Genomic DNA, 18,565 nt, shown 5'->3' on the forward strand with positions numbered 1-18,565 from the left:
ACGAGTACGGTCCCTGGAGCCTGGTGGGCCCGCGCTCGGTCCCCGGGCCGATCGTCGAGGGGGTCGATCCCCGGTGGATGGCCACCCCCCCCCCCCCCCCCCCCCCCCCCCCCCCCCCCCCCCGCCCCCCCGGCTCCGTTGCGTGAGCGCACTACGCTCCGGGACGTGGAGGATCACCTGCCCCAGGCCGTACGCGTCGAGCGACGTCCGGTGTCCGAGCAGGAGTCGCGCCACGCCAACGGCCCCGACTGGGACCGCTACGCCGACGAGTACCAGGCGACGCACGGCGCCTTCCTCGGCGATGCCGGGTTCGTCTGGGGTCCCGAGGGCCACACCGAGGACGAGTTGCAGGTCCTCGGCGACGTCACCGGTCTGGACGTGCTGGAGGTCGGGAGCGGCGCGGGCCAGTGCTCCAGATGGGTACGCACGCACGGCGGCCGCGGCTTCGGCCTCGACCTGTCGCACCGGCAGCTCCAGCACTCGCTGCGGCTCGACGCCGAGACGGGCGTCGCCGTCCCCTCGGTGCGGGGCACGGCCACGGACCTTCCGTTCGCGGCCGCCAGCTTCGACATCGTGTTCTGCTCCTTTGGCGCGCTCCAGTTCGTCAGGGACATCGAGCAGGCCCTGGCGGAGGTCGCCCGCGTGCTGCGTCCGGGCGGCCGGTTCGCGTTCTCGATCACGCACCCCACCCGCTGGATGTTCCCCGACGACCCGGGCGAGCCTGGCCTGACCGCGACCCAGTCCTACTGGGACCGCACCCCTTACGTCGAGGTGGACGACGCCACCGGCGTCGTCTCGTACGTCGAGCACCACCGGACGCTCGGCGACTGGGTTCGGCTCCTGGCGAGCGGCGGGTTCACGCTGACCGACCTCATGGAGCCGGAGTGGCCCGAGCACCACGACCGGGTGTGGGGCGGCTGGTCCCGCACCCGCGGCCTGCTGACCCCGGGCACGGCGATCTTCGTGGCGCGCCTGGCGGGTTGACCCACCCGGCGACAGCCCGCTCGACGACTCGCTCAACACCGAAACCAAGACGGCGCCGCCCGAAGGCGACGCCGTCCTGGTTCGACCGATGCGGTCAGGCGAATCGACGACGCAGACCCCACGCCGCCAGTCCGGCACCGAGCAGCACGAGGGCCACCACACCGCGGGTCACGTTCCGGCCGCTCTCACCGTCGTCACCGACGAGCTCGAAGGAGTAGGCCGTCAAGCCCTGTGCTCCCTCGGGAGCGCCGTACGCCATGTTCTGGACGTCGGCCCGAGCGGCTCCCGCCTTCAGCACAGCGAAGAGCTTGCCGTAGTCCTGAGCGGTGTCCTGTCCTGCGTCGATGAGCATGGACATGCCCTCGTCGGAGAGCCGGCCCGCACCGTCGACGAGCTGCGGAGCCGCGGCAGCAGCCTTGCCGAGTCCGTCGGCGAGCTGACCGGAGCCGTCGGCGGCGTCCCCGAGTCCGTCGGCCAGCTCACGGGCGCCGTCGGCGATCTGCACGGAGCCCTGACTCGCGGTCCCGGCCCCGTCCTCGAGCTCGACCGTGCCGGAGGAGAGCGTCTTCGCGCCGTCTCCCAGCTTGCCGGCACCCGCCTCGAGGTCGTCGGCGCCGCGGGCGAGCTCGCCGGTGCCGTCGGCGAGCGTGTTCGCTCCCTTGGAGAGACGACCTGTGCCGGCCGCGAGGTCCCCGGCACCGGCGGACAGCTTCTCAGCGCCGCCGTCGATCTGAGCCAGCCCGTCGGCCAGAGTGCTCGAGCCGGTGTACGCCGTCCCGGCCCCCGACGAGAGCTGCGTGACGCCGGTGACCGCGGACGTCAGCCCGGTCTGGAGCGAGGCGATCCCTCCCTGTACCTGGAGGAGCCCATCGCGGAGCTGGGCGGCGCCGCCCTTGAGGGTGGTGGCCCCGTTCTTGGCGGTGGTGATGCCCGCACTCAGCTGCTGCATGCCCGGGATGAGCTGGGTGTCCAGCCCGGTGATGGCGTTGCCCAGCCCGGCGGACACGGCCAGCAGCCCTCCGTTCGCCGTGGTCAGGTTCGCCTTGCTCTGCCGGACGCCCGGAAGGATCTGGTTGTCGATGACGCCGTCGCAGATGGGGCCGCAGTCGAGCGACTTCAGCAGGGTCAGACCCGCGATCAGGTTGTCCAGGCTGCCGCCGGGCTCGACCGCGTCCTCGATGCCGCTCTGCACCTGGTCGACGCCGCCCTTGGCGGCGACCAGGCCCGGGTTGGCACCCCCGTCGCCGCGCAGCTGCTGCAGCCCGCCGAGGAGCTGGGCCGAGCCACCCTGCGCCTGCGTGAGACCCGCCTCCAGAGCCTGCAGGCCACCGAGAAGGGTCGTGGGCTGGTCGGTCGTGCCGACCTTCACCACGATCTCGTCGACCCCGGCCTTCAGCGCGTTGGCACCCTGCAGCGCCTTGGGCAGACCCTCGACGCCGGCGAGCTGACCGAGCCCGCTGCTGATCAGCTTGAGTCCTTCCTCGAGCGACTCGCTGCCCGTGAGCGCGTCGCTGGTGCCCTTCTCCAGCGTCTTCGCGCCGGTGGAGAGCTTCCCAGCGCCCTTGTCGAGCTTCTTCGCCCCGCCGGCGAGCGTGTCTGCGCCGCCGTCCACCTTCTTGGCACCGGCGGAGAGCTTCCCTGCACCCGCGTGCAGCTCACCTGCGCCGGACGCCAGCTGGCCCGCGCCGTCGCGGAGCTGTCCAGCGCCGTCAGCCAGGCGCACGAGGCCGCCTCGGAGCTCCTCGGACCCGTCGGCCAGCTGCAGCGCGCCGGGCGCTGCCTCGTCGGCCAGGCCGGCGTTGAGCTCATCGGCGCCCTCGTTGAGCTTGATGAGACCGGCGAGCAGTTCCGCCGAGCCGTCGCGCAGCTTCAACAGGTTCTCGTCGATGGTGCTGGCTCCCATGGCGAGCTGCAGGCCGGTCGCCGAACCCGACTCGTAGCTCTCACCGGCCGTCTTGAACGACGGGCTCTGGAGCGGGTTCACCGGGAGCGCCGAGATCGAGGTTCCGGGCACGACGCCGTCGGTGATGGTGGCTGTGTAACCGAACTCGACCTTCGTGGACCCGATGGGCGGGAAGAGCGTCATGGTGAAGCTCAGCTTCGTGCCGCCCTTCCCGTCACCGGCGAGGTTGGCCTGCTTCGACTGGACGTCGGTGAAGTTGGCCGGCGCGACGGTGGTGAGGGAGCCGACGATCGGGATCGGCACCTCGGCGGTCTCCGACGTCAGGCCACCCGTGCCGTCGGGGAAGGACACCGTCTGCTCGGCCCCGGTGACGTTCTCGACGGTGTAACGGACCTCGAGCTGTCCACTGGCGCCGACGATGTCGCCCGGCTCGACCGGGTCGCCGTCGAGGAAGTACTCGACCTGCACGTCGAGCGGGAGGTTGCCGTCGTAGTCGCTGACCGTGCGCAGCCGCTCGACGCCGTCCACGTCGACGGAGACCTTCTGCACGCCGTCCTCGGCGTCGGAGCCCGAGAACCCGTCCAGGTTGCGCAGCCCGCTCTCCTCGACCGGGTTGGTGATGTCCACCGAACCGCGACCGGTGAGCGAGAGCTGTTCGTACACCCGCTGCGAGTCCACCTCGCCCTCAGCGTCCATGTACACCTGGATCGTCTCGGTGTTGACGACGGTCACGTCGTCAGCGTCCGCGGCGTACGCCGGTGCGAGGGACAGCGCCACGAGACCGAGGCCGCCGAGCGCAGCGCCCAGGACTCGGGAGGGTCGTACGAATGCCGAGCTGTGGTCGGTGCTGTTCACTTGCTGGTCTCCATCATCTCGTCGAGCGGGGTTGAGGTGTCGGCGGCGTGCGACGGCCCACCGGCCGCGGGGGCGGCGCCGGCGCCGCTCCCGGACTTCGGCACGGGGGCACCAACGGCCGCTACGACGAAGCCGACCGCGACGCAGAGCAACAGGGCCGTGGCGCTGGACAGAGAGGTGTCCAGGACGAGAGTCGCCGCCTGCGTGTAGGAGTACTCGTAGGCGCCCGCGAAGCTCGCGGCGCCGAGGAGCGCGGCCCACAGCGGAAGCCGGCCGACGGAGATCGCGTACACGCCGACGCACAGCAGCACGATGAGCGCGGCGGCGACAGCCCGGCCGGCCGATGTGTCCGGCGTGACCGCGGCGCGCACCAGATAGCCGACGTAGGCGGCGATGAAACCGGCCGCGTACGCGGCGAGCCGCCTGCTGACGGTCTGGTCGGGCACCAGTCCGACGATTGCGCCCGTTGCGACGCCCAGCAGCGCCACTGATTCGACTTCCAACTCCAAAGCCTCACCGATCAACACGGTGAGGCCGGTAGCGAGCACCAGACACAGCCCGGCGACAACGTTCCTACGCATGACGAGCATTCCTCCCAGGATCGCGGTCATGAGGACCACGGGCCGCTCGAGCGAGCGGTTGCCGGATACTACCCCCTAGTAGCTATTTCTGTGCGGTCCGTCACACAACAACTCTGCGGCACCTCTGCGGAGGTCGTCGGGCGCTGTGACCGGCCGCTCCGCGCGCGACCACTCCGCCGGTCCGCCTGCTGGTGGCTCGCCGGATCCGGCGACCTAGGATGCGGCAGGTGACGGCCCCGAGCAGCGTGCGCGCCCGGCGCTCCCTCGACGGCAGCGCCGTCGCCGTGGCCACCAGTGTCATGAACGTGTCGACCTACGGATTCACGATGCTGGCCGCGCGCGTCATCGGGCCCAGCCAGTACGGCGCGTTCGTCGCCTGCCTCGGCCTGCTGGTCGTCGTCCAGGTCGTCGCCTACGGGCTCCAGGCGACCGCCGCGCGACGCATCGCGGTCGACCGCGGCAACGTCGCGTCGATCGAGAAGGCGATCCTCTCGGTCAGCCTCGAGCTGGCCTTCGCGGTGGGGCTGGTCCTGCTCGCGCTGGTGCCGGTCATCGACGCCCTCCTGCGCCTCGACGACCTCGGCACAGCCGCCGTGCTGGCCGTCGCGGCCGTGCCGCTCACCCTCGCCGGGGGCCAGGCCGGCATCCTGCAGGGCGAGCGCCGCTGGGGCGCCCTGGCCGTGTTCTACCTCGCAAGCGGCGTGCCGCGCCTGCTCGTGGGCACCGTCCTGATCCTGTGGCGGCCCGATGCCACGACCGCCCTGCTCGGCGTCGGCATCGGGTTCCTGTTCCCGCTGGCCGTCGGCTGGTGGGCGCTGCGGCATCGGCGTACGCCCGCGACCGCCGCGCCGGAGCACTCCGCCCGTGCGCTGCTGGTCGAGAGCGCACACAACGCCCAGGTCCTGCTCGCGTTCTTCGCGCTGTCCAGCGTCGACATCGTGCTGGCCCGACAGGTGCTCAGCGAGCACGACGCCGGGCTCTACGCCGCCGGCCTGATCATGGCGAAGGTGATGCTGTTCCTCCCCCAGTTCGTCGTGGTGGTCGCCTTCCCCGACATGGCGACGCCGGCCAGCAGGCAGCGGGCGCTGGTGCGCAGCCTCGCCCTGGTCGCCGGACTGGGGGTGCTGGCCGTGCTGGCCGCGAAATGGCTGTCCGGCGTGGCGATGGTCTTCGTCGGCGGCTCGGAATTCGGCGAGGTCGAGTCACTCCTGTGGCTCTTCGCGGTCCTCGGCACCGTCCTGGCCATGCTCCAGCTGCTGGTGTACGCCGTGCTGGCGCGGCAGGGGCGGCGCACCGTGGTGCTGGTCTGGAGCGCGCTGCTCGTGGTGGCGGTGGCCGGCTCGCGAGCGGAGTCGGTGACCGCCCTCGTCGCGACGGTCGCGGGCGTGGACGCGGCGCTCCTGGTCGTCCTCACGGCGCTCAGCCTGCGCCTGGCCCGTCAGCCCACGCCGGCGCCGACCCCGGTGCCCGCGGCATGAGCGGCGGGGCGCTGCGCCGCTTCCTCGGCGGCAGTGGCGGCATCATCATCGGCACGGCGGTGATGAACGTGTGCACCTTCGGCTTCACCATCGTGGCCGCGGGGGTGCTCGACACCGGTGACTACGGCGCGTTCTTCGCGTTGCTCAACCTCCTGATGGTCGTGTCGGTCCTCAACATGGGGCTGCAGGCCACGGCGGCGCGGCGGATCGTCGCCGACCCGGGAGGGGTCGCGGCCGTGGAGCGCTCGATCCTGCGCGTCGCGCATGCCACGGCCCTGGCGCTCGGCCTGGCGCTCGCGGTGCTGTCGCCCGCGGTGGCGTGGCTGCTCCAGCTGGACTCCGTCGTACCGGCTCTCGTCCTCGCCGCGCTGTCCGTCCCGACGACGATCATGGGCGCGCACATCGGCATCCTGCAAGGCGAGAAGCGCTGGGCGGCGCTGTCCTGGCTCTACGTCCTCGCCGGACTCCCCCGGATCGCCGGGCTGGCCCTGCTGTGGTGGCACCCCGACGAGAGCGTCGCGCTGTTCGGCAGCGGGCTCGGCTACGTCGCGCCTGCCGTCCTGGGGTGGTGGCTGCTGCGTCGGCCGCGGTCGGCCAGTCCCGCCGACCCAGTCGTGCCGGCGGTCCCGCCGTGGGCCGTGTTGCGGGAGTCCCTGCACAGCTCCCAGGCTCTGCTGGCGTTCTTCGCCCTCGCCAACGTCGACATCGTCGTGGCCCGGCACGTGCTCTCCGAGCACGCCTCCGGCCTCTACGCCGTCGGGCTGCTGGTCGCCAAGATCATGCTCTACCTGCCGCAGTTCGTCGTGATCGTCATGTTCCCCTCGCTCGCCACCGCGCACGAGCGCCGGCGCGCGGTCGTGCGCGGCACCGCCGCCATCCTCGGCCTGGGCGTCGTGTGCACGCTCGGCGTGCTGCTGCTGGCCGGCACCGCGGCCGAGGTCCTGGGCAGTGAGAAGCTCGACGCCGTCGCGGGTCACCTGTGGCTCTTCGCCGTCCTGGGCACGCTGCTCTCGATCACCCAGCTCCTGGTCTACGCCACCTTGGCCCGGCGCGGGCGCAGGTCCGTGCTGCTGGTGTGGGCGGCGCTGGTCGTGAGCGTCCTGGCGGGACTCGCCACGACCAGTCCCACCCAGCTGCTCGCGGTGATGATCGCGGTGACCGCCGTGCTCACCGCGGCCCTGGTGGTGACCAGCCTCCGCGGCGACTCCTCGGGCACGCGGTCCGGGAGCGTTGCGGACGGGCCCGGTGACTGACTCAGTGGGCGGCGTCGTGCCAGCTGCGCCCGGTGCCGATTGACACGTCGAGCGGGACGGCCAGGTCGGCCGCGCCACCCATCTCTGCGCGGACCAGCTCGGCGAGCGCGTCGCCCTCCCCCGGTGCGACCTCGAACACGAGCTCGTCGTGCACCTGCAGCAGCATCCGCGACCGCAGGCCCTGCTCGGCCAGCGCGCGCTCGACCCCCAGCATGGCGACCTTGACCAGGTCGGCGGCCGAGCCCTGGATCGGCGCGTTGAGCGCCATCCGCTCGGCCGTCTCGCGGCGCTGCCGGTTGTCGCTGGTCAGGTCGGGCAGGTAGCGCCGCCGGCCCAGGATCGTCTCGGTGAAGCCGGAGCGTCGTGCCTCGTCGACGATGCCGCCGAGGTAGTCGCGCACTCCGCCGAAGGTCTCGAAGTACTCCTGCATGAGCCCCGCGGCCTCGCTGGTGCTGATCCGCAGCTGCTGGGACAGGCCGAAGGCGGACAGCCCGTAGGCCAGGCCGTAGTTCATCGCCTTGATCTTGGCGCGCTGCTCGCCGCTCACCTCCGCCGCGTCGACGCCGAACACCCGCGCCGCAGTGGTGGAGTGGAAGTCCTGACCGGAGCGGAACGCCTCGATGAGGAGCGAGTCCTCGGACAGGTGGGCCATGATCCGCATCTCGACCTGGCTGTAGTCGGCGGTCATCAGCGCCTCGTTGCCGTCGCCGACCACGAACCCCTCCCGGATCCGGCGACCGGCCTCGGTGCGGATGGGGATGTTCTGCAGGTTGGGGTCGGTGCTGGAGAGCCGCCCGGTCGCGGCGATGATCTGGTTGTACGTCGTGTGGATGCGGCCGTCGGGGGCGACGGTCTTCAGCAGCCCCTCGACCGTCTGGCGCAGCCGGATGACGTCGCGGTGCCGCAGCAGGTGCTGCAGGAACGGGTGCTCGGTCTTCTCGTACAGCGCCTGGAGAGCGTCGGCGTCGGTGGTGTAGCCGGTCTTGGTGCGCTTGGTCTTGGGCATGTCGAGCTCGTCGAACAGGACCACCTGCAGCTGCTTGGGCGAGCCGAGGTTGATCTCCTTGCCGATGACGTCGTAGGCGTCCTGGGCGGCCTGGCGCACCTGGTCGCCGAACTCCGACTCCAGGCGCTCGAGGTGATCCAGGTCGACCCCGATGCCCACCTGCTCCATCCGCACCAGGGTGCCGATCAGCGGCAGCTCGACCTCGCGCAGCAGGCGCGTGCCGCCGTGCTCCTCCACCGCGTCGTCGAGCGCGTCGGCGAGGTCGAGGACGGCCCGCGCGGTGAGCATGGCGGTGTCGCTGGCGGTCGTGTCGTCCAGCGCGTCGAAGCTGAGCTGGTCGACGTCGCCGGTGTCCTGGCGCAGCTCGCGCTTGAGGTAGCGCAGAGTCAGGTCGGCGAGGTCGTAGGAGCGCTGGTCGGGCTGGACGAGGTAGGCAGCCAGGGCGGTGTCGACCTCGAGGCCGGCCAGCTCCCAGCCGTGCGCCGCCAGTGCCAGGCTCGGCCCGTTGGCGTCGTGGAGCGCCTTGGGACGGTCCGGGTCGGCGAGCCACGCCGCCACCGCCGCGTCGTCCTCGGCACCGATGCCGGCCACGTCGATCCAGGCGGCCACGCCCGCGCGCGTCGCCACCGCGATGGAGAGGACCTCGCCGGTGCCGGCCCGCCACGAGCCCTGCACCGCGACGCCGACCCGCTCACCCTCGGGGGCATGCTGCTCCAGCCAGCCCGGCGCCTCGCCGGGTGCCAGCCGGCGGCCGTCGAGCTCGAAACCCGCCTCGGCCTGCGCCGCGTCTGCGGGCTCCGGGTCGATCGTGTCGAGCAGGCGGGTGCGCAGCTCGCCGCGGAACTCCAGCTCGTCGAGCAGCTCCAGGCCCTCCGTGCGGTCCCAGGGCTGGCGCACCAGCTGGCCGGGACGGATCGGGAGCGTGAGGTCGCGCACGAGCGCGTTGAGCCGGCGGTTGCGGATGACGTCGCCGAGGTGCGCCCGCAGCGCCTCGCCCTTCTTGCCGGTCACCTCGTCCGCGCGGGCGATCACGTTGTCGAGGCCGTCGAACTGGTTGATCCACTTGGCGGCGTAGCCCTGACCCACGCCGGGGACGCCGGGCAGGTTGTCGGACGTCTCGCCGACGATGGCCGCCAGCTCGGGATAGCGGTGCGGGGGGACGCCGTACTTCTCCTGCACCGCGGCCGGCGTGAGCCGGGCCAGCTCGCTGACCCCCCGCATCGTGTAGAGCACCGTGGAGTCGTCGGTCACCAGCTGGATGGAGTCGCGGTCGCCGGTCATGATCAGCACCTGCATGCCCTCGGCGAGCGCCTGCGTGGTCAGGGTGGCGATGATGTCGTCGGCCTCGTAGCCGTCCATCGACAGGTGCTGGATGCGCAGCGCGTCGAGCACGCGGCGGATCAGCGGGAGCTGGCTGCCGAACTCGTCCGGGGTCTTGTTGCGCTTGGCCTTGTAGTCGCTGTACTCCTCGAGCCGGAAGGTCTGGCGCGACTTGTCGAAGGCGACCGCCACGTGGGTCGGCTGCTCGTCGCGCAGCACGTTGACCAGCATCGAGGTGAAGCCGTAGACGGCGTTGGTGTGCTGTCCCGAGGCGGTCGCGAAGTTCTCCACCGGGAGGGCGAAGAAGGCGCGGTAGGCCAGGGAGTGGCCGTCCAGCAGCAGGAGGCGGGGGCGGGCTTCGCTCGTCTCGGGCACGTCCGCGACTCTAGTCGCCGCCGGCGACAGCCGCCGCGGGGGTGAGCGGGCCGGTGCCGACCGGTGCCGCCCGGGTCGGACACAATGACGCCATGAGCCAGACGCCCGCCTCCCCGCCCCCGTCCCTCGACGGCATCGGTGTCGACGACTTCATCGCGTTCATGCCCGAGGGCATGGGCCGGCTGAACGAGAAGATGGGCGTCGAGCTGGTGGAGATCTCGGCCGAGCGGGTCGTGGCGACGATGCCCGTGGCGGGCAACACCCAGCCGTTCGGGCTGCTCCACGGAGGCGCGTCGGTGGTGCTGGCCGAGACCCTCGGCTCCATCGGGTCGGCCATCCACGCGTACCCGGACCGGATCGCGGTCGGGGTGGACATCAACGCGACACATCACCGCGCGGCGACAGCGGGCACCGTGACCGGCACCGCCACGGCGGTGCACCTGGGACGGACATCGACGTCCTACGAGATCGTCGTCACCGACGAGCGGGGCAAGCGGGTGTGCACCTCGCGCATCACCTGCGCCCTCGTGCCCGCGCGGAAGGACTGAGGCCAGCCGGCCAGGTCCTGCGCGTCAACCAGGGCCTGGGCGTCAGCCCGGGACGCGCTCGCGGCGGATGCGGCGCGCCGCGAGCACCCGGTCGATCCGCTGGCGGTGGGACGCGGACGGGGCGGCCTGGCGTACGGGCCGCGCCTGCGGCAGCCGGGCGCGCAGGGCCGTGGTGCTGGCGGCACGCAGCATCGCCTGCGGGGCGAAGGAGAGTCGAGCCATGAAGCGGTTGGCGTCGCGCGCCTCGGCGGCCGCTGCGGTCTGGACGTGGGCGATGCCGCGCTGCTCGGCGAACCGGCACGCGGCCTCCATCAGAGCACTTCCGACCCCCTTGCGGCGGAAGTGCGGGAAGACGTGGGGAGACACGGCCAGCACGGCCGGCTCGAGGTTGAGCGGGGTGAAGGTGGTGGCCTCGAGGTACACCGCGCCGGCGAGCTCGCCGTCGACCTCGGCCACCGCCACACACAGGTCGTCACGGGCGTCCGCCGTCGCCACCACCTGCGCCACGTCGGCCAGCTGCTCGTCGAGGCCGCCCTTGCGCAGGATGCCGCTCCACAGCTCCCGCAGGGACGTCACGTCAGAGGGTTCTGCCTTGCGCACGGTCACCGGCGTCCGATTCATCGACCCACCCATTTCCTCGAGCAAATCTCCGTGGCCCCCTGCCGCCTCGGTGCGGCACCACACCCGGGCGACCTTAGCGCCCGTGCCCGGTCGAGGCTACGCCGAGGTGGGCCGGGGCGCCGGGGACCGCGAAGATTGACGAAACCTCTCGGCTCGGTAACGACTGCGCTCGTATGCGGGTGCGGCCCCACCAGGTGCACTAGTGTCCCGGCCATGTCTTCTCGCACCCTTCCGCGACCCGCTCGCGGCATCGTCCGAAGCTCCATCGCGCTCGTCTCCACCCTTGCTCTGGCCACGGTCCTCACAGCGTGCGGCTCCGACGACGGCGGCAGCTCGGCCGGCGACGAGGGCGGCTCGAGCAACGAGTCCGGGCTCACGACCATCGCCGACGGCACCCTGACGGTGTGCTCGGACGTCCCGTACCCGCCGTTCGAGGACTTCGACGAGACCTCGGAGTCCGGCTTCAAGGGCTTCGACATCGACATCGTCCAGGCCATCGCCGACGGCCTCGAGCTCGAGCTCGCCGTCAAGGACTCCTCCTTCGACGCCCTCCAGAGCGGCCAGGCCCTCAACGCCGGCCAGTGCGACATGGCCGCCAGCGCGATGACCATCACCGAGGAGCGCCAGGCCGCTCTGGACTTCTCCGACGGCTACTACGACTCCCAGCAGTCGCTGCTCGTCCCCGAGGACTCCGACATCGCCTCGATCGACGACCTCGACGGCGCCCGCGTGGGCGTGCAGCAGGGCACCACGGGTAAGGCGTACGCCGAGGAGAACGCGACCGGCGCCGAGCTGGTCTCGTTCCCGAGCGACGCGGAGATGTTCCAGGCGATCAAGGCCGGCCAGGTCGACGCGCTGCTGCAGGACCTCCCGGTCAACATCAACCACCAGGACCAGGGCGGCTTCAGCGTGGTGGAGACCTACTCCACCGACGAGTCCTACGGCCTGGCCATGAAGAAGGGCAACACCGCCCTCGTCGACGCCGTCAACGAGCAGCTCACCGAGATGCGTGACAGCGGCGAGTACGACGAGATCTACAACACCTACTTCGCGACCGAGTGACGGGCGCGTGCCTCTGAAGCGTTCGACGCGGCGCACCCTCGGCAGGGCGGCTCTGTACGCCGTCCTGCTGGGGGTCGTGCTGCTGCTGGTCCTCACGGCCGACTGGGCGACGATCCGGGCCAACTTCTTCGCACCGGCCGGCATCGGCAACCCGTTCGTCGGTGACTGGGGCACCTGGCCCGACCTCATCACCGTCGGCGTCAAGAACACCCTGATCTACACGGCCGTCGCGTTCGCGGTGGGTCTCGCACTCGGAGTCGTGCTGGCCCTGATGCGGCTCTCCCCCGTGGCGGCCTACCGCTGGCTCGCGACGGCCTACATCGAGTTCTTCCGTGGGCTGCCCGTCCTGCTCGTCGTGCTCGTGATGGCGTTCGGCATCCCGATCGCCTTCCAGGGCTGGACCCCTCCGGGCGGCACCGTCGGCGCCGGCGTCGTCGGCCTCATCCTCGTGGCGGGCGCCTACATGGCCGAGACCATCCGCGCCGGCATCCAGGCCGTGCCGAAGGGGCAGACCGAGGCGGCGCGCTCGCTCGGCATGAGCGCGGGCCGCACCACGGTGACCGTGGTCCTTCCCCAGGCGTTCCGCATCGTCATCCCGCCGCTCACCAACGAGTTCGTCCTCCTCATCAAGGACACCGCGCTGCTCTTCGTGATCGGGTTCGCCGCCGACCAGCGCGAGCTGACGACGATCGCCCGGGACTTCATGGCGTCCAGCGACACCGCCGGCACCTCGACCAGCCTCATCCAGGCCTCGGTCCTGTACCTCCTGATCACCCTGCCGCTCACCCGACTGGTGTCGTGGCTCGAGCGCAAGCAGCAGAAGGCCCGGTGACCATGACCGACACGACGTTCGCCACGAACCCGACGGCTCCCGCCATCGAGATCCGCGACCTCCACAAGTCGTTCGGCAGCAACGAGGTGCTCAAGGGCATCGACTTCCACGTCGACAACAGCGAGGTCGTCTGCGTCATCGGACCCTCGGGATCGGGCAAGTCGACGTTGCTGCGCTGCGTGAACCGACTCGAGGAGCCCGACAGCGGCCAGATCCTGGTCGAGGGCGTCGACATCATCGACCCCGAGACCGACCTCGACGCCGTGCGCTCGCGCATCGGCATGGTCTTCCAGCAGTTCAACCTCTTCCCGCACATGAGCGTGCTGCGCAACCTCACGGTCGCGCAGGAGAAGGTGAAGAAGCGCTCCAAGAAGGAAGCCGTCGAGGTCGCCCGGGCCAACCTGGAGAAGGTCGGGCTCGGCGGCCGCGAGGACGCCTATCCCGCCCACCTCTCCGGCGGGCAGCAGCAGCGCGTCGCCATCGCCCGCGCGCTGTCGATGGACCCCGACATGATGCTCTTCGACGAGCCGACGTCGGCGCTCGACCCCGAGCTGGTCGGCGACGTCCTGGAGGTCATGAAGACGCTCGCCTCCGAGGGCATGACCATGATGGTGGTGACCCACGAGATGGGCTTCGCCCGCGAGGTCGGCGACAAGCTCGTCTTCATGGACGGCGGCGTGATCCTCGAGGAGGGCGACCCGCGCGAGGTGCTCGCTGCGCCGCAGCACGAGCGGACGCAGGCGTTCTTGTCCAAGGTGCTCTGAGCCTGCTTCTCAGCACGACAGAGGGCCCAGCCGAACCGGCTGGGCCCTCTGCCATGCAGCGGCGTCGGACGCTGTCAGATGTCGCCACCGAGATAGGCAGCCTTCACCGACTCGTCACCGGCGAGCTCGCTGCCCTTGCCGGAGCGGACGATCGCGCCCGTCTCCAGGATGTGGGCGTTGTGCGCCGCCTTCAGCGCCTGAGCGGCGTTCTGCTCGACCAGCAGCACCGTGGTGCCCTGCTCGTTGATCTCCTTGATGATCGCGAAGATCTGGGCGATGAGCTTGGGCGCGAGGCCCATCGACGGCTCGTCGAGCAGGATCAGGCGGGGACGCGCCATCAGGGCGCGCCCGATCGCCAGCATCTGCTGCTCGCCACCCGACATCGTCCCGGCCGACTGGTTGATGCGCTCGCCCAGCCGAGGGAACAGGGTGAGCACCCGGTCCATGTCCTCCTGGTAGGCCTTGCTCTTGCGGTCGTTGCGCACGAACGCACCCATGTCGAGGTTCTCCCGCACGGTCATCCCCACGAAGCAGCGACGGCCCTCGGGCGACTGGCTGATGCCCAGCTTGACCCGGTCGTACGGCGCCGCGTGGGTGATGTCCTTGCCGTCGAACTTCACCGACCCGGCCCGCACCTTGCGCAGGCCCGAGATGGTCTTCATCGTCGTCGTCTTGCCGGCGCCGTTGGCGCCGACCAGGGTCGTGACGCTGCCCTCGGGCACGTTGAAGCTGATGTCACGAATGGCCTCGATGTGTCCGTAGTTGACACACAGGCCCTCCACCTCAAGAAGCATCTTCTTCCTCCACTCCGAGGTAGGCCGCGATCACCGCGGGGTTGTCGCGGATCTCCGCCGGGCTGCCCTCGGCGATGAGCTTGCCGAACTCCAGCACGACGATCCGGTCGGTCACGCCCATGACCAGGCGCATGTCGTGCTCGATGAGCAGCACGGTGTAGCCCTGGTCGCGCACCTTGCGGATCAGGTCCATGAGGACCCGCTTCTCCTCCGGGTTGAACCCGGCGGCCGGCTCGTCGAGGCAGATCAGCTTGGGGTTGGTCGCCATGGCGCGCGCGATCTCGAGCCGGCGCTGGTCACCGTAGGAGAGGTTCGCGGCCAGCTCGTCGGCGTGGCGCTGGATGCCCATGAACCGGAGCAGCTCCATCGCGCGGTCGTGGCCCTCGGCCTCCTCGCGGCGGTGCTTGGGCAGCCGGAACAGCGCGCTGAAAATGCCGGTGCTGTGCTGTGCGTCGGTGCCGACCAGCACGTTCTCCAGGGCCGTCATGGTCGGGAACAGCCGGATGTTCTGGAACGTCCGGGCGATGCCCGCCTGGGTGATCTGGAACCGCTTCTTGCCGGCCAGTGACTCGCCCTTGAAGCGGATCGTCCCCGACGTCGGCTTGTAGACGCCGGTGATGGCGTTGAAGCACGTCGTCTTCCCGGCGCCGTTGGGACCGATCAGCCCGAGGATCTCGCCCTCGTTGATGTGGAAGCTGACGTCGTCCAGCGCCGTCAGGCCGCCGAACTTGAGCGTGAGGTTCTCGACCTCGAGCACCTTGTCGTGTTCAGGCACGAACGGCCTCCTGTCCGTCGGTCTCGTCATGGCCGTCCTCGAGCCCGTCCAGCTCCTGCTCGAGCTGCTTGGCCCGAACCGTGCGGCGCGGCGGGAACAGTCCCTCCGGGCGCAGGATCGCCAGCGCCACGAGGGCGAGGCCGAACACCAGGACGCGGAAGTCGTCGAACTCGCGGAAGCGCTGCGGCAGGTAGGCGACCAGCACGGCGCCCACGAGCACGCCCCAGCGGTTGCCCTGGCCGCCGATGACGACGGCTGCGAGGAACAGGATCGAGAACATCAGCAGGAACGACTGCGGGTTGATGAAGTTCTGCCGACTGGCGTAGAGACCGCCGGCGAGGCCGCCGACGAACGCACCGGTGGCGAAGGCGAGCAGCTTGTAGCGGAAGGTCGGGACACCCATCAGCTCGGCGGCGTCCTCGTCCTCGCGAGTGGCTTCCCACGCGCGTCCGACCCGGCTGTCCTTGATGAGCTTGTCGGCGATGAGCACCACGATGACGACCGTGAGGCCCATCCAGTAGTACGGGATCTGGTCGAGCACGCCGAACTCGACGAACGTGGTGGTGTCGTTGAAGTCGAGCAGCGGCACGCCCGTGTCCCAGTTGAGGTGCGGGATCTCGAACAGCTCCAGGCTCGGCGGACGAGCGATGTTGGAGATGCCCTTCTGCGTGCCGAGCCACTCGGAGTTGATCGCGACGTAGCGAATGATCTCGCCGAACCCGAGCGTCACGATGGCGAGGTAGTCGCCGCGCACCCGCAGCGTGGGCGCCCCCAGCAGCACACCTCCCGCGAGGGTGGCCAGCATGCCGACCGGCAGCGCCAGCAGCAGCGGCCAGTTGGCGTGGAACGACGTCAGGATCGCCACCGTGTAGGCGCCGATCGCGTAGAAGCCGACGTAGCCCAGGTCGAGCAGACCCGCGTAACCCACGACGATGTTGAGGCCGAGTGCCACGAGCCCGTACATCGTCACCGTGAACAGCACGCCGCCGAAGTCGACGCCCGGGGTGGAGATGAGGGGCGGCTCGAGCAGCGGGAGCGCGTACGCCAGCAGCGCGAGGGCGATCCAGCCCACGATCTTGACCGGCTTGGGAAGTGCGACGAGACGGCTGGTGAAGCCGGCGGTGCGGGGGCTCATGCGCGTGCCTTTCCGAGCGACTCACCGAGCAGTCCGGTGGGCCTGAAGAGCAGGATGACGACGAGCAGCACGAACGCCACCACGTGACGCCACTCCGTGCCGATCAGCGCGGCGCCCCAGTTCTCGGCCACGCCGAGGAGCAGGCCGCCCAGGAGCGCGCCGCGCAGGTTGCCGATGCCGCCGAGGACGGCGGCGGCGAAGGCCTTGACGCCCAGCAGGAACCCGACGTCGAACTTGGTGACCTCGATCTTGAGCATGTAGAGGAACGCGGCAACGCCGGCCATCAGGCCGCCGATGAGGAAGGTCATCTGGATGGTGCGGGTGGGGTTGACGCCCATCAACGCCGCGGTCTCCTGGTCCTGAGCGGTGGCCCGGATGCCGCGACCCAGCTTGGAGCGGCGGACGAACTGGTCGACCACCACCATCATCGCCAGGGCGGCAGCGATGACGAGCAGGTCGACGGACTTGATGGAGATGCCGGCGATCTCCACGTTGGGCATGTTGACGATGCCCGACATGCTCGCGTTGATGCGGGCGCCGCCGACGTAGCGGTCGAGGTCGTCGTCGAGACCAACCCAGCCGGTCACCCGGTCGCGCAGACCCATGAGCTCGGCCAGCACGAACGAGGCGCCGATCGCGGAGATCAGCGCGATGAGCCGCGGCGCGTTCTTCTTGATCAGGGGACGGTAGGCGACACGCTCGAGGACCAGGGCGATCAGCGCCGAGGACAGCATCGACATGACCAGGGCGAGCAGGAGGATCCCCACCAGCTGGAGACCGCTCGCTCCGCCGGAGCCGGTGAGCGCCCACACCGTCCAGAGGGTGGCGAAGGTGCCGTACATGAACACTTCGGAGTGGGCGAAGTTGATGAGCTGGAGCACGCCGTAGACCATCGTGTAGCCCAGCGCGATCAGCGCGTAGATCGCGCCGAAGGCCAGGCCGGTGATGGTCAGCTGCGGCAGGTTGTTGAAGAAGAAGTCGAAGTCCACCAGGCCTCCTGGCCCTCATCGTGGCACCGCTGCGGCCAGGGAGCTCCCCGGCCGCAGCGGTGCGTCACTGCGTCAATGGTGCTGCGAGCAGGTCAGCTGATCTCGCCCTCGGGGACGATCTCGCCACCCTCGACCTTGTAGGAGTAGACGTGGACCTCGCTGGGCTCACCCTTCTCGTCGAAGGCGACCTGCTTGGTCACGCCGGCCTCGTCGTAGCCGTTGACGAACTCGAGCATCTCCTCGCGGTTGTCGATGCCCTCGGCGATGCCGTCGAGGAACACGTTCGCGGCGTCGTAGGCCTCGGCGGCGTAGGTGCCGGCCGGCTCGCCGAACTCGGCCTCGTAGGCCTCCGCGAACTCAGCGACGTTGGGGTCGGTGTTCGGGATGCAGGGGCAGGTGAGGACCGAGCCCTCGGCGTCGTTGCCGGCGTCGAGGAAGGCCGGGTCCTTCACGCCGTCGGCGGCCACGAAGGTGCCGTCGAAGCCGGCGTCCTTGAGCTGGCTGACCAGGATGGTCGCCTCGGCGTAGTAGCCGCCGAAGAACACCGTGTCGGCCTTGGACGCGGACACCTTCTGCGCCGTGGCGGAGAAGTCGGTGTCGCCGGCCTGGATGGTGTCGGTGTCGACGACCACGTCGCCCAACCCGTTGGTGACCTCCTCGGCCAGGCCCGCGCCGTACTCGGACGCGTCGTCGATGACGAACGTGGCCTTGGACGACAGCGTGTCGGCGATGTAGGTCGCCGCGGCCGGACCCTGGGTGGCGTCGTTGCCGAGCACGCGGTGGAAGGTGTCCCAGCCGTTGTCGGCGAGCGCCGGGTTGGTGGCGGACGGCGAGATGGTCGGGAGACCGGCCTCGGCGAAGATCGGGCCGGCGGCCGCGGACTCACCGGAGAACGCCGGGCCCACGATGCCGATGAGGGACTCGTCGCCCGCGGCCTCGGTGGCCAGGGCGGGGGCCTCGTCGGGGCTGCCCTGCGAGTCGTAGTTGATCATCTCGATGGCGCACTCGGCGTCGGCGTTGTACTCGTCGAGGGCGAGCTGGGCGCCTTGGATGATCGGCTTGCCCAGGCCGGCGGCGGGGCCGGTCTCGGGACCGAAGAAGGCGAGCTTGACGTCGCAGGCGGCTCCGCCGCCGCCGCCGGACGACTCACTGCCGCTGCCGCCCTCGTCGGTCGTGCCGCAGGCGGTGAGCACCAAACCGGCGACCGACGCGACCGCGACGGCCTGCCAGGACTTGGATGAGCGGATCATGGATCCCTCCGTAGTTCGTGGATGGGCTGTCCACCTCGGC

At 70.5% G+C, this 18,565-nt stretch carries 16 protein-coding genes; 7 read left to right on the top strand and 9 right to left on the bottom strand.

Annotation, left to right across the window (positions count from 1 at the left end; all coding sequences use genetic code 11):
- Nucleotides 1-165 precede the first annotated feature (165 nt).
- Nucleotides 166-984 carry a class I SAM-dependent methyltransferase gene (locus J3P41_RS15490; RefSeq protein WP_210651281.1) on the top strand — a complete coding sequence of 273 codons (819 nt, stop codon included), beginning with the start codon at nt 166-168 and terminating at the stop codon, nt 982-984.
- A gap of 94 nt (nt 985-1,078) precedes the next feature.
- On the opposite strand, the gene J3P41_RS15495 is transcribed toward J3P41_RS15490, so the two are convergent.
- Nucleotides 1,079-3,742, bottom strand: a complete 2,664-nt coding sequence (locus tag J3P41_RS15495; protein WP_210651282.1) for a hypothetical protein — start codon at nt 3,740-3,742, stop codon at nt 1,079-1,081.
- Entirely contained in the window at nt 3,739-4,353 is a 615-nt protein-coding gene (locus J3P41_RS15500) for a hypothetical protein (RefSeq protein WP_210651283.1), read from the bottom strand. The genes J3P41_RS15495 and J3P41_RS15500 overlap by 4 nt, the downstream gene beginning before the upstream one ends.
- Before the next feature lie 188 nt (nt 4,354-4,541).
- Between J3P41_RS15500 and J3P41_RS15505 the strand changes: the two genes are divergently transcribed.
- Together J3P41_RS15505 and J3P41_RS15510 are read left to right on the top strand one after the other, a co-directional pair.
- Nucleotides 4,542-5,801, top strand: coding sequence for a polysaccharide biosynthesis protein (locus J3P41_RS15505; protein ID WP_210651284.1), 1,260 nt, complete (start codon nt 4,542-4,544; stop codon nt 5,799-5,801).
- Nucleotides 5,798-7,054, top strand: coding sequence for a lipopolysaccharide biosynthesis protein (locus tag J3P41_RS15510; RefSeq protein ID WP_210651285.1), 1,257 nt, complete (start codon nt 5,798-5,800; stop codon nt 7,052-7,054). Before J3P41_RS15505 ends, J3P41_RS15510 begins: the two co-directional genes overlap by 4 nt.
- A gap of 1 nt (nt 7,055) precedes the next feature.
- Here the strand turns inward: J3P41_RS15510 and polA are convergent, their stop codons facing one another.
- The gene (polA, locus tag J3P41_RS15515) at nt 7,056-9,755 is read right to left on the bottom strand and encodes a DNA polymerase I (RefSeq protein WP_210651286.1); all 2,700 of its coding nucleotides are present in this window, start codon (nt 9,753-9,755) and stop codon (nt 7,056-7,058) included.
- A 92-nt stretch (nt 9,756-9,847) separates the two neighbouring features.
- Between polA and J3P41_RS15520 the strand changes: the two genes are divergently transcribed.
- Nucleotides 9,848-10,303 carry a hotdog fold thioesterase gene (locus tag J3P41_RS15520; protein ID WP_210651287.1) on the top strand — a complete coding sequence of 152 codons (456 nt, stop codon included), beginning with the start codon at nt 9,848-9,850 and terminating at the stop codon, nt 10,301-10,303.
- 42 nt (nt 10,304-10,345) lie between these two features.
- Here the strand turns inward: J3P41_RS15520 and J3P41_RS15525 are convergent, their stop codons facing one another.
- The gene (locus J3P41_RS15525) at nt 10,346-10,879 is read right to left on the bottom strand and encodes a GNAT family N-acetyltransferase (RefSeq protein WP_210651288.1); all 534 of its coding nucleotides are present in this window, start codon (nt 10,877-10,879) and stop codon (nt 10,346-10,348) included.
- Between the two features lie 258 nt (nt 10,880-11,137).
- On the opposite strand from J3P41_RS15525, the gene J3P41_RS15530 reads away from it, so the two are divergent.
- Genes J3P41_RS15530 through J3P41_RS15540 form a run of 3 tightly spaced genes read left to right on the top strand, consistent with a single transcriptional unit; the run spans nt 11,138 to nt 13,582 of the window.
- The gene (locus J3P41_RS15530) at nt 11,138-11,986 is read left to right on the top strand and encodes a basic amino acid ABC transporter substrate-binding protein (protein WP_210651289.1); all 849 of its coding nucleotides are present in this window, start codon (nt 11,138-11,140) and stop codon (nt 11,984-11,986) included.
- A gap of 7 nt (nt 11,987-11,993) precedes the next feature.
- Nucleotides 11,994-12,818 carry an amino acid ABC transporter permease gene (locus tag J3P41_RS15535; protein ID WP_307862028.1) on the top strand — a complete coding sequence of 275 codons (825 nt, stop codon included), beginning with the start codon at nt 11,994-11,996 and terminating at the stop codon, nt 12,816-12,818.
- Between the two features lie 2 nt (nt 12,819-12,820).
- On the top strand, nt 12,821-13,582 hold the full coding sequence (locus J3P41_RS15540) for an amino acid ABC transporter ATP-binding protein (RefSeq protein ID WP_210651290.1): 762 nt from the start codon (nt 12,821-12,823) through the stop codon (nt 13,580-13,582).
- A gap of 74 nt (nt 13,583-13,656) precedes the next feature.
- Here the strand turns inward: J3P41_RS15540 and J3P41_RS15545 are convergent, their stop codons facing one another.
- From J3P41_RS15545 to J3P41_RS15565, 5 genes are all read right to left on the bottom strand, one after another.
- Nucleotides 13,657-14,376, bottom strand: coding sequence for an ABC transporter ATP-binding protein (locus tag J3P41_RS15545; RefSeq protein ID WP_210651291.1), 720 nt, complete (start codon nt 14,374-14,376; stop codon nt 13,657-13,659).
- Nucleotides 14,366-15,151: an ABC transporter ATP-binding protein gene (locus J3P41_RS15550; protein WP_307862029.1), complete on the bottom strand. Its 786-nt coding sequence runs from the start codon at nt 15,149-15,151 to the stop codon at nt 14,366-14,368. The genes J3P41_RS15545 and J3P41_RS15550 overlap by 11 nt, the downstream gene beginning before the upstream one ends.
- Nucleotides 15,144-16,286 carry a branched-chain amino acid ABC transporter permease gene (locus tag J3P41_RS15555; protein WP_246862344.1) on the bottom strand — a complete coding sequence of 381 codons (1,143 nt, stop codon included), beginning with the start codon at nt 16,284-16,286 and terminating at the stop codon, nt 15,144-15,146. Before J3P41_RS15555 ends, J3P41_RS15550 begins: the two co-directional genes overlap by 8 nt.
- On the bottom strand, nt 16,283-17,275 hold the full coding sequence (locus J3P41_RS15560) for a branched-chain amino acid ABC transporter permease (protein WP_307862030.1): 993 nt from the start codon (nt 17,273-17,275) through the stop codon (nt 16,283-16,285). The genes J3P41_RS15555 and J3P41_RS15560 overlap by 4 nt, the downstream gene beginning before the upstream one ends.
- Nucleotides 17,276-17,367: 92 nt before the next feature.
- Nucleotides 17,368-18,525, bottom strand: coding sequence for a branched-chain amino acid ABC transporter substrate-binding protein (locus tag J3P41_RS15565; RefSeq protein ID WP_210651293.1), 1,158 nt, complete (start codon nt 18,523-18,525; stop codon nt 17,368-17,370).
- Nucleotides 18,526-18,565 lie beyond the last annotated feature (40 nt).

Origin of the sequence: Nocardioides sp. SYSU D00065 (genome assembly GCF_017916425.1) — a bacterium.
Lineage (GTDB): Bacteria > Actinomycetota > Actinomycetes > Propionibacteriales > Nocardioidaceae > Nocardioides.